Below are 9,142 nucleotides of genomic sequence, written 5' to 3'. Positions count from 1 at the left end.
TGCGGCGGACCGGCTACCTGAGTGCCCGGATTGTGGGCGCCTGGAAGAGCACGCCGGCTGCGACGCCCGACTGTGGGGAAAGGTCGGCGAAGCGGTACGTGGAACCGTAGACAGCGCCGGCCTGTGGGACGCCGAGGGCCCGGACAGTTCCGGTCGAACCGGCGGGGATGCGGTTGTAGACCAAGAGCGCGTCCACCCAGTCTGTCTCCACCCACACGTCGGTTGGGCCGTCGTTGGCGACTGGGAAGTCCGCGACGTACTCCTTGCCCTGCACCAGGGTGGATGGATCCATGACGAAGCTGCGGGCCATCTTTGACTCGGTGAACGTGTCGTTGCTGGCGATGCGAGCCCACGTCTGCCCGGCGTACGAGACTCCGAGCGTCATCGCGGTGCCGCGCGCTGTGTCGAGCGTCGCTTGTGTACCAGCACCAGCAGCTGTTGTGCTGTCGATCGCCGCCGACGGCCAGTAACACGCGGACGGGTACCCGGAAGGCGCCGACACCGGCCACGGCGAGGGAACCTGCTGCTGCTTTGCGGAGCCGCTGTTCTGCCAGAACCACGACCCGGTGCCCGACTTGACGAACACTGTCCACGACGTCCCGCACATCGCCGTCGCGGTTGCCGTCGTGGTGTCCGACAGAGATGACGCGAGCTGTGTTGCTGTCTTCGCCGCGGTGGGGGAGAAGCCGTACACCGTGGTCCCGTCGCGCAGGTACGTGCCGCCGCCGGGGTAACTGCTAATGCCCTGCTCGAGGAACCCTGCCCGCATCGACGTGACCATCGTGGCAAGGTCCTGGCGGGCGTTGTGGTCCTTCCCGTTCGCGATGAGCGCCGACACGGTGAACGAACCGCCGACGAGTAAGACGAGCGACACCGCGATGGCGGCGATGACGAGGATCGGGTCTGTGGCGGCCCGGTCAGACCGGAAGAAGCGGCGCATGACCTCAAACGGATGCGGCGAGGCGATTACCCGCCGAGGGCCGGCCCGCTGCTGATGGACTTGCTCGCCTCACCCGACCATGCCCAGCCGGGGGAGCTGCCATCCCCGAACTCGACTGATGCCGCTGACTCCGTCAACGAGAGGTTGGACCATGTGAGCGTGTCGCCGGGGCTGTCGGAGCCGTTGTAGAACCGGATGAACGCGTTCGTCGCTGCAACCGGAAGGGTGAACGTCAGCGACAGCCGGTACGTGCCCGGCTTGTTCGGCGCCTGCGCCGAGTTCTGCATGTAATAGAGCGCGTCGGTGGCGAACACGGAGATCCCGCGAGCACGTGCCCCCTGCAGGTTCGTCGAGGTCTGCGCCGCCGACAGTATGACGGTGCCAGACACCGTGTACGTGCGGCCGGCCTGCATGCTGAGGCGCATGGTGTTCGCCGCCTGGTCGCCGAAGGTGAGTGCGGTGTCGTTGGAGCCGCCAGTCGGGGCGACCTGGAACCCGGTCCCGGCAGTCGTCGCCGCGGACACCGACGTGACCTTCGCGTTCAGCCCCAAGCCGAGGTTCGCAGAGCCGTCCGGTGCGGTCGCTGCGGTGGGATTCGGAACCAGGTTCGTCACCCGGGACGCAGTGAGCGCTGCCGGCCGGGTCGGCCAGAAGCAATCCGCCGGGTAGGAAGCAGGTGCAGCAGCCGGCCACGGTGAGGGGACAGCGGCAGCAGCGGACCGCCCCGAGTCGATGTACTGGTACCCGCCGGCGCCGTCAGAGGTGAACGCCCCGAAGCAGTTGCCGTTGCCGGTGATCGCCCCCTCCACGGGGAAGGACGACACTCCTTGCAGCGCGGACCGGTCCGCCGTGTAGGAACCGGTGCGAAGCCGAGCCGACTCCTCGGCGACCCGGACCTGCACCAACGATGACGCTGCGGCGTTCCGCTTCGACGACGCAACCACACTCGAGGTGGTCAGCGCTCCACCGATGAGGAGCACAAGCGACACCGCAACCGCGGCGATGACCAGCACCGGGTCCGTCGCACCGCCATCGGATCGTCTGCGCAGCATCACACTGCGCGACCATGCGGCGGGGCGCGACCAGAGCCGCGGGTGCGGTGAGACCGAACCGGCGCCGACGGCATAGGAGCGGACGCCCACGCACCACCGACAGGACCCCTCTTCGTGCTTCTCGCTTCCCGCATCCACAACGCCGACCCGGCACCGCACCGCTGCCTGCTCTGCCAGGAACGATTCGCAGAGCCGAAGACACGAGCGACCACATCCCACGTCACGAAGCTGGTCCGCCGCGACAAGTACGTCATCGCGACCGCCAACCCGGCGAACACGATCCTCAACGACTTCCGCACCGCTCTCACCAACTCCGGTGACACTCCAGCGATGGCAGTGCTCGGAGAACTGGACGCCATCAGAGGTGGCGGACGAGACCGACACGGCGCGGACGCGGTAGCGCACGCAACCCTCGTCCTCACCCGCTACGTCGCATTCCTCACCGCAGCAGGTCGCGCTGACGTCCGCGCATAGCGTCCTCGACGAACCCGCCCCGCAACCGATAGGAACAGCGCATGATCTTCGCTTCCCGCATCCCGAACAGCGACCCGAAGCCGCACTTCTGCACCCTCTGCTCCGACCGGTTCGCCCGCCCGAAGACCACCGGCGCCGGCCACGACACCATCGTCAAGCGGCGGGAGAAGTTCGACATCACCACCACCCACCAGCCGAACCAGAACCTGATCAACTTCCGGCGCACCGCGGGCCCCGAGCGTGAAGGCCTGCCGTTCCTGCTGACGATGGAACTCGCCGCCATCCGCCGCGGCGACCGCAACCACTTCGGCGCCGACGCCCGCGACCACGCCGAGAAGGTCCTCACCCGGTACCTCCGACTGCTCACCACCGAGGAGCAGTAGCCGTCGGCGCCGCAACCCGGTTGCTTGCGCCAGTCAGAGGTTCAGCAGAGACTGGTCGACGTTTTGCGCGCTGAATTCGAACCCGAACTACCGTCGTTCGCCATCACCGAATGGCGGACCCTCCTCGGCAAGTACCGCCACCTGGTCGCCGGCCTTGAGGCCGGCATCGCACCACCCGACCCGGGTGTCCTCGCCTACTTCCACGACGGCGAACCGGTGTACCTCACCGCCGTCGAGAACCTTCGCGAGCGCATCACCGCCGACCTCGACCGGACGGGAGATCTGACTCGCTCCCACACCCGGCAGCTCGTCGCCCGGCAGCACCTGGGTCTGCAGCACATCGTCCGCGGGCAACCCGGGCACAGCGACGGGGACGCGCTCACCGCAGTCAACGACTATCTTGACACCTCCGGCGTCGCCTGGATCCGCAGCAGCAGCGTCACCGCCGCCCGCGAACTGACCCTCCTGCTGCTCCTCGCCCACAAGCCGCCGCTCAACCACGACAACTGAACGGGGTCACCCCTTCGACGGGCCCGGCTCCGGCTCCGTACGGCCACCACCGCACATCGTCGTGTCGGCGTCCTTCTGCAAGTCGCTGAGGTGCTGTTTGACGGTGGCCACTGCAACCTCGTTTGTGGAGCTGAACGGCCGAAGGAGTGGGGTGGCCACTGCGACGAAGACAATCGTCCCGGCCGCCAAGACGATTAGTGGCCAAGTTTGCCAGAGCCGCTCCAAGTAGCCGCGGTCACGCCCAGGCGGAGGGCTGCTCTTTGCGTCGGCCGCGGTCGCGCGCCGGAAGAGGTGGGCTATGACGATCACCAACATGGCGATGACACCGAGCGTGACTACTGCTGCCACGCGATGCGCCCCTTCGAGCCCCGGCTTCCAACCCGCAGGAGCAAAGCCGAGATATGTGCTCACGATGATGAAGAGCAGACTGAGCAGATCCGCCGTTGACTCGCTGAACAGGACGATCGGCAGAACGGCGAAGGTTATGCCGGCGAATCCGAGTGCGGTCGTCTCCGCAGCCGCCACGTCATCCTCGAATACTGCCAGGTCGAGGCAATAGTCCCCAGTGGCGAGATGGTCCTGCAGCGAGGTCCAAGCGCCGTGCCAGTTCGACAGGCCGAAGATAGTACCCCCAATGCAAACGGCGGCGATGGCGATCCTGAGGGCTCGATTCACCCGCGGCCCAGACGGCTGAGCCGACGCCCACTCGTAGAGTCGGCGGGTCCAACCCCTGTGCGACGGGGGCTGCCGCTGGGTTTGCGGGTTCGTCACCCCGCGACTGTAGCGGTCCGCCCGCGCATAGGAGGGGCATGCAGAAGAACGAACTCCAGAAGCACATCTTCGACACCCGTCCGGCGGGAGCCGTCGCGTACAAGCTGCAGGGCTCCGGGGAGGTGGAGTTCACATTCGACGACGGCACCCGTCTCGAGGTCACCGTCCGCGCCGTGTAGCCGCTGAAGTTCAGTACATCTGCCGCTGGATGCGGCACCGGCACGGCGGCCGGCTGCAGTCCGCGTGCGGCAGCGGCCACGCCGCGGCGAACGTCCCGAGCGGCTTCACCGTCAGGTGGTCCGCCTGGCAGACGTCGCAGGGGCAGGCGATGAGGATCATCGCTTGCTTCGCGTCGTCGTACTCCTGCAGGTCCCGCATTGCGTCCTGCGCCGCGAGACGGGCAGAGCCGACCCAATCGCGGCCCTCCTCGACGTTGAACTTCGCCATGTCGTTCCGGACCCGCATGCCGAGAGCCCACTGGCGGGTCTGCTCGTACCGGAGTGCTGCCTCGTTCGCGAGCCGCCAGTACACGTCGCCGTCCTTCGCCGGGGTACCGAACTGGCCGGTGAGTTCCTGCTGCGTGCGGTCCCAGCCTTCCTCAGTGACGTCAAAGTAGCCGAGCCGCTTCAGGAAGTTCGCCCGCTGCTTCGCCGCCTTGTCCGCTGCTGTTTGCTCGGCGGCCTGCTCCGGGGTGAACGCCACCCGCTGACCGGCGACCGTCCGCATCACCAGCTGCTGCCCGCACGACGGGCACTTCCCGCGGCTCTTCGGCGGCGCATCGAGCACCGTCGCGCACGTGGGGCATGCCGGGTCGGTTGCGTTCGCGGCGGCGTCCCGGAGTTCCGCGGCAGTCCGGAGTCGGTCCTCGAACTTCGGGTTCCGACCGCCGGCACGGTTCAGGTACCGCTCGAGGACGGCCACTTCCTCGTCATGCCGGACAAGCGCTCGAAGCGCCACTGCGGCGTCCCAGTAGTAGCCGGGTGCGATGCCGTGACCGTCGACGGCGTCCTGCGCTTCCGTCGCGTCGATGCACCGGTACGCCAGCGCCAACGACTCCTCGGTGCGACCGTCCTTCCGCAGCTCGTCGACGACCGGCGCCCACTCGGTGAAGTGCTTCCCGTCGAACGAACCGGCCGCTTCAGCGCGGCGCCGTTCAGCGTCGAAGTCCGCCATACCCGGCGCCGGCTCGTCGATTGCCTGCTCCGGCTTCCGGTCCCGGCCGAGCAGTCGATCCAGCAGCCCCATGGCCCCTCCAACGTCGATGTTCACGTCAGCGTAGAGGGTGCCCGGCCCGCCGTTACCCTCCGAGGTCCGGTCCGGAGCTCGCTGACTGGTCCGCAGCACCTGACGAGGACCACTGCGGCGCAGCAGGTTTGATGCGCCCGAGAACGCTGAGAAAGCGCCCGGCCGGCGCCAGCGACTGCGGGTCACAAACCACCCCGAACTGGTGTCCTGAAAGTGATTCTCGACACCCCTAGGCTGAGCAGTATGCGACGCACCGTCATCTTCCTCGCCGCCGCCATGACCGTCACCGCCGCCCTTGCCGGCTGTGCTCAGTCCAACGAAAGCGGGCCTCTCGCAGCGTCCACAGTCGCCGAGACGAAGAGCGCGACGCCGACACCACGACCGACATACCGGACGACGGTCTACACACTCGCGTCCGGCGAGCAGGTGCAGGTCCGCTCCGACAAGCCGGTACCCGACGCGATCATCGCGGAGATCAAGGCGAAAACCGCCGAACGAGCGGCGACGGTTCGAGACGTCAGCAACGGCTTCCAGCAGCAGCCAGCGATGAACTCCCTGGTGGACGAGGCCAACACGGACTACGACGGGCTGGGCCGAACTGTCATGTACTTCTTCGGAATCCGGGAAGCAACCGGAGCTATCAAATGGGGCGTCATGTGCTCCGGGCCGCAGGCTTACCCGGCGAGCAATCTTGCAAGCAACGACCGGGCGACCGCACTCGCTGCCGCTCAGCAGTTCGCCGAGCAGCAGAGAGCGTTTCTCATCGAGATCGCGTAAGAGCCCAACCCCGGCCGTTGCGGCGGTCCCGACGTCACCCCGCTTTCAAACCAACATCAGCAGCTAACGAAGCGCACACACCTCTCTCACACCTCAGCTGGCTCACTCCGCGCATAGGGGCAGCAGGGCCCTGACCGGTGCCCGGAAACCCGGCGAGAGGACCAGTAGATGACCGACCAACTCACCGTCGAAGTGGAGCTGTTCAAAGAGTCCGGGAAGTGGGGCTACACCGAGACGTGGCAGGTCCCCGAGAACCACGGAGAGGGAGCTGTGTCCATGCGGAACTCGCCCGACTACCGCAACATCGGCGGCCCCGTCCTCATCCCCGAGTCGGACGTGTTCACAGTCCCGCACCTGCTCACCGGCGCCACCATCGAGGAGCAGCGGTGGAACGCGGAGCGCGCGGAGCGGCTGCGCCTCGAGGACGAGCAGCGACGAGCCGACATCGAGCGTCGCCTCACCGAAGAAGGGGTTCTCTCGTGACCGACTTCGACCCGGGCGAGTGGCGGAGCATGCCGCTGCTCGACCAGATGGAACTCGCCGTCGTCACCCTGCAAGCGGTACGAGCAGGCGCGACCCCTGGCGCCTGGTACAACGGCGACGAGATCCTCCGACGCGAGAACCACGAGCAGGTCGAAACGGCGAACGTCGTCTCCAGCAGCGGATGGGACATCGTCACCTGCCACGGCGGAGAAGTCGGCCGGGAAGACGACGACCACGACGCCCGCGGAGCACGCGCCGTCGCCGACCGGAACCTCATCCAGATCACCGCCGGGAACCCGGCCCTGCTCACCGCCATCGAGCAGACCATCACCGACGCAAGTCAGAAGGTCCGGATCTCCATGGAGAACCTCGGAGCCCTCGGCGCGAACACCATCACCCAGCACGAACATGCCGTCGTGATGGCGCAGAGCATCCTGTCGCTCTGGTTCACGCCGCACGACCACCAGTTCGGCCGGCAGCCGCAGTTCGGCATCGCCGCCGCCGTCGCAGCGCAGGAGTGACCTCGCCCGCCGGTACGCCCCTCGGATGTGGGCGTACCGGCGGACCTGTGAGCATCCCTAAACTCTCCTGCTGTGACTGACGACCAGCAGCCCGACGACAACCGCCCACGCAGCACCGGTGTGACGCTGTCGAAGCGGACCCTCATCGTCATCGGAGCGGTCGCAGTGGTCGTCCTCCTCGGCCTTGGAGGCATCATCGGCGCACTCGCCATGAACGCCGGCAAGGGAAGCGCGCCGACGGCAGCGTCGCCCACTGCTGCCGCCGCGGCAGCAGCACCTTCCGAGGAAGCCACCGACGCCCCCACCCCCGAGGAGGACGTCGTCTCAGCGCCGACGCCAACAGAGACTCCGACTCCGGAGGTCCTGCCGCTGAACACGCAGTTCACCGTCGGCGGAGCAACGATGACCGTCACCGGAGCGGAAGTGCTACCGAGCATCCCCACCATCGACGGCACCACCCTCGCCGCCGACGCCGGTCAGCAGCTCATCCTCGTGCACACCAGCTACACCGTCTCCGGTTCCGCAGCTGTCGACCTTTCCTGCTCCGGCGGGGACGGCACCTACATCCAGGCGTACGACAGCAACGGCAACGAGATGGCGCCCATCTACGAAACGTCCAGCATCGCCGGCAACCCCGGCTGCAACGAGTACCTGCCGCACGGCTCCACGCACACCTGGAACTTCGCGTACACCGCAGCAGCCGGCACCACCCCCGCCACGCTGTCAGTCACCGACTCCAACACGTTCGACACGACCGTCCTCGCCGCACTCCGCTGACGCCACGTCCGCGCATAGGGTCAGCACCCGCCCGCCGACCCCCAAAGGACGACCTTGCTCAACCACCGCCCGGACCACGGCACCCCTGTCGTGCTCAGCAACCCCAGCATCGCGCTGTACACGCAACACCAGCTCACCCCGAACAACGCCGGGACCATCACCGACACTCACGACGACGGCACGTACACCGTCACCTGGGACAGCGGCGCCGTCGTTCGCATGCGACCTGACGAGCTCGACCGGACGTACGTGGAGCACACGCTGACCGTCACCGTCCGCACCATGGGCGGCGCTGACTTCGTCGCGCAGGACGTGTACGAGGCCCTGTCACGGGATCTCGCCGTCGACTCCACGATCTCCGTCGTCGTCGCTGAGGAGGCCGCCAAGTGAAGACCTTCGACGAGCCCCGCACGTTCATCGTCACCGTTGGCCCGTGCGCCGACCTGTCCGCGGAAGCCATCCGCCGTGTCATCGAGGCGGAGGCGATGAATGACGCCGCGATCACCGTCACCGAGGCCCCCGCGGAGAACCTCCCCTGGAAGCTCACCGTCGGCGAGCAGATCATCGCAGCGTTCAACGACAACTTCGACGCCGCCCGCGTCATGAACGACTCAGACATCATCGATCCGAGCGACCTTCACCGGACCACCATCAGCCACGTCGGCGTCTGATGGGGGCGAAGAAGGTCGAACAGGACCGCCACGGGCGGCTCCTCGCCGTCCAGTACGGCCGCTGCCGGGAATGCGACAAGCAGATCCGCCGGCAGAAGCAGCTCTACGCCAAGACCATGGAAGCTGCCGAGCAGGAGCTCGTCGGCTGGGCACCGGACTTCATCCATGACCGTTGCTGGGCCATCAACCGTGCCTTCGCGCAGATCATGGCCGAAGACATGCTTGCTGGGCGGCCAGGGCCCTGGTTCACGCCCGCTGTGCTCCCGGCAGGGGGCGACTGACCCGAACCATCTCCGAACGCCTCGCTGACGTCCTGTCGGCGGGGCGTTCGTCGCATCGACGACAGGCATGGTCAGTATCGACAAGACAGCCGTGGACGCCGCTACGGAGCCTGCGAAGGAAGAGGCGAAGAAGGCCGCGGCGTCGGGACCGTTTGACGGGGTGGGGGAGTTCCTCGCCGGCGTCGTCGAAGTCGTCGGCGGGATCGCAGAAGGCATCGGCGATGCCATCAGCGGGTTCGACCTCGACCTCTGAGCAA

Annotated in this window: 16 protein-coding genes; 12 read left to right on the top strand and 4 right to left on the bottom strand. The window is 67.3% G+C overall.

Features of this window, described 5'->3' with window-relative positions; translation table 11 throughout:
- Positions 1-13 precede the first annotated feature (13 nt).
- Together DEJ19_RS18855 and DEJ19_RS18850 are read right to left on the bottom strand one after the other, a co-directional pair.
- A complete protein-coding gene (locus DEJ19_RS18855; RefSeq protein ID WP_111232238.1) occupies positions 14-940 on the bottom strand; it encodes a hypothetical protein in 927 nt (308 codons plus the stop codon).
- A gap of 26 nt (positions 941-966) precedes the next feature.
- Positions 967-1,992, bottom strand: a complete 1,026-nt coding sequence (locus tag DEJ19_RS18850; protein ID WP_111232239.1) for a hypothetical protein — start codon at positions 1,990-1,992, stop codon at positions 967-969.
- Positions 1,993-2,106: 114 nt separating this feature from the next.
- Between DEJ19_RS18850 and DEJ19_RS18845 the strand changes: the two genes are divergently transcribed.
- From DEJ19_RS18845 to DEJ19_RS18835, 3 genes are all read left to right on the top strand, one after another.
- Positions 2,107-2,466, top strand: coding sequence for a hypothetical protein (locus DEJ19_RS18845; protein WP_111232240.1), 360 nt, complete (start codon positions 2,107-2,109; stop codon positions 2,464-2,466).
- Between the two features lie 41 nt (positions 2,467-2,507).
- A complete protein-coding gene (locus tag DEJ19_RS18840; protein ID WP_111232241.1) occupies positions 2,508-2,849 on the top strand; it encodes a hypothetical protein in 342 nt (113 codons plus the stop codon).
- 63 nt (positions 2,850-2,912) lie between these two features.
- Positions 2,913-3,359 (top strand): hypothetical protein, encoded by a 447-nt coding sequence (locus DEJ19_RS18835; protein ID WP_111232242.1) that lies wholly within the window; start codon positions 2,913-2,915, stop codon positions 3,357-3,359.
- 6 nt (positions 3,360-3,365) lie between these two features.
- On the opposite strand, the gene DEJ19_RS18830 is transcribed toward DEJ19_RS18835, so the two are convergent.
- Entirely contained in the window at positions 3,366-4,130 is a 765-nt protein-coding gene (locus DEJ19_RS18830; protein ID WP_146250555.1) for a hypothetical protein, read from the bottom strand.
- Positions 4,131-4,168: 38 nt separating this feature from the next.
- Between DEJ19_RS18830 and DEJ19_RS18825 the strand changes: the two genes are divergently transcribed.
- A complete protein-coding gene (locus DEJ19_RS18825; RefSeq protein ID WP_181441449.1) occupies positions 4,169-4,309 on the top strand; it encodes a hypothetical protein in 141 nt (46 codons plus the stop codon).
- 10 nt (positions 4,310-4,319) lie between these two features.
- On the opposite strand, the gene DEJ19_RS18820 is transcribed toward DEJ19_RS18825, so the two are convergent.
- Positions 4,320-5,399, bottom strand: coding sequence for a hypothetical protein (locus DEJ19_RS18820; RefSeq protein ID WP_284176618.1), 1,080 nt, complete (start codon positions 5,397-5,399; stop codon positions 4,320-4,322).
- A gap of 219 nt (positions 5,400-5,618) precedes the next feature.
- Between DEJ19_RS18820 and DEJ19_RS18815 the strand changes: the two genes are divergently transcribed.
- The 8 genes from DEJ19_RS18815 (at position 5,619) to DEJ19_RS18780 (ending at position 9,138) form a co-directional block, all read left to right on the top strand.
- Positions 5,619-6,152 (top strand): hypothetical protein, encoded by a 534-nt coding sequence (locus DEJ19_RS18815; RefSeq protein ID WP_146250558.1) that lies wholly within the window; start codon positions 5,619-5,621, stop codon positions 6,150-6,152.
- Between the two features lie 168 nt (positions 6,153-6,320).
- Positions 6,321-6,635, top strand: a complete 315-nt coding sequence (locus DEJ19_RS18810; protein ID WP_111232246.1) for a hypothetical protein — start codon at positions 6,321-6,323, stop codon at positions 6,633-6,635.
- Positions 6,632-7,156 carry a hypothetical protein gene (locus tag DEJ19_RS18805; RefSeq protein WP_111232247.1) on the top strand — a complete coding sequence of 175 codons (525 nt, stop codon included), beginning with the start codon at positions 6,632-6,634 and terminating at the stop codon, positions 7,154-7,156. Before DEJ19_RS18810 ends, DEJ19_RS18805 begins: the two co-directional genes overlap by 4 nt.
- A gap of 72 nt (positions 7,157-7,228) precedes the next feature.
- Positions 7,229-7,933: a hypothetical protein gene (locus DEJ19_RS18800; RefSeq protein WP_111232248.1), complete on the top strand. Its 705-nt coding sequence runs from the start codon at positions 7,229-7,231 to the stop codon at positions 7,931-7,933.
- 54 nt (positions 7,934-7,987) lie between these two features.
- Positions 7,988-8,323, top strand: a complete 336-nt coding sequence (locus DEJ19_RS18795; protein WP_111232249.1) for a hypothetical protein — start codon at positions 7,988-7,990, stop codon at positions 8,321-8,323.
- Positions 8,320-8,604: a hypothetical protein gene (locus tag DEJ19_RS18790; RefSeq protein ID WP_111232250.1), complete on the top strand. Its 285-nt coding sequence runs from the start codon at positions 8,320-8,322 to the stop codon at positions 8,602-8,604. Before DEJ19_RS18795 ends, DEJ19_RS18790 begins: the two co-directional genes overlap by 4 nt.
- Positions 8,604-8,885, top strand: coding sequence for a hypothetical protein (locus tag DEJ19_RS18785; protein WP_111232251.1), 282 nt, complete (start codon positions 8,604-8,606; stop codon positions 8,883-8,885). The genes DEJ19_RS18790 and DEJ19_RS18785 overlap by 1 nt, the downstream gene beginning before the upstream one ends.
- 67 nt (positions 8,886-8,952) lie before the next feature.
- Positions 8,953-9,138, top strand: coding sequence for a hypothetical protein (locus tag DEJ19_RS18780; RefSeq protein WP_111232252.1), 186 nt, complete (start codon positions 8,953-8,955; stop codon positions 9,136-9,138).
- The last annotated feature ends 4 nt before the right edge of the window (positions 9,139-9,142 follow it).

This window comes from Curtobacterium sp. MCSS17_016 (assembly GCF_003234255.2).
Classification (GTDB): Bacteria; Actinomycetota; Actinomycetes; order Actinomycetales; family Microbacteriaceae; genus Curtobacterium; species Curtobacterium flaccumfaciens.
This window is presented reverse-complemented; position numbering and strand designations above follow the sequence as displayed.

What these genes read in the sequence shown, in the direction of transcription:
- DEJ19_RS18855 (WP_111232238.1), bottom strand. Translation starts at nt 940, where the DNA reads ATGCGCCGCTTCTTCCGGTCTGACCGGGCCGCCACAGACCCGATCCTC.
- DEJ19_RS18850 (WP_111232239.1), bottom strand. Translation starts at nt 1,992, where the DNA reads ATGCTGCGCAGACGATCCGATGGCGGTGCGACGGACCCGGTGCTGGTC.
- DEJ19_RS18840 (WP_111232241.1), top strand. Translation starts at nt 2,508, where the DNA reads ATGATCTTCGCTTCCCGCATCCCGAACAGCGACCCGAAGCCGCACTTC.
- DEJ19_RS18825 (WP_181441449.1), top strand. Translation starts at nt 4,169, where the DNA reads ATGCAGAAGAACGAACTCCAGAAGCACATCTTCGACACCCGTCCGGCG.
- DEJ19_RS18815 (WP_146250558.1), top strand. Translation starts at nt 5,619, where the DNA reads ATGCGACGCACCGTCATCTTCCTCGCCGCCGCCATGACCGTCACCGCC.
- DEJ19_RS18810 (WP_111232246.1), top strand. Translation starts at nt 6,321, where the DNA reads ATGACCGACCAACTCACCGTCGAAGTGGAGCTGTTCAAAGAGTCCGGG.
- DEJ19_RS18785 (WP_111232251.1), top strand. Translation starts at nt 8,604, where the DNA reads ATGGGGGCGAAGAAGGTCGAACAGGACCGCCACGGGCGGCTCCTCGCC.
- DEJ19_RS18780 (WP_111232252.1), top strand. Translation starts at nt 8,953, where the DNA reads ATGGTCAGTATCGACAAGACAGCCGTGGACGCCGCTACGGAGCCTGCG.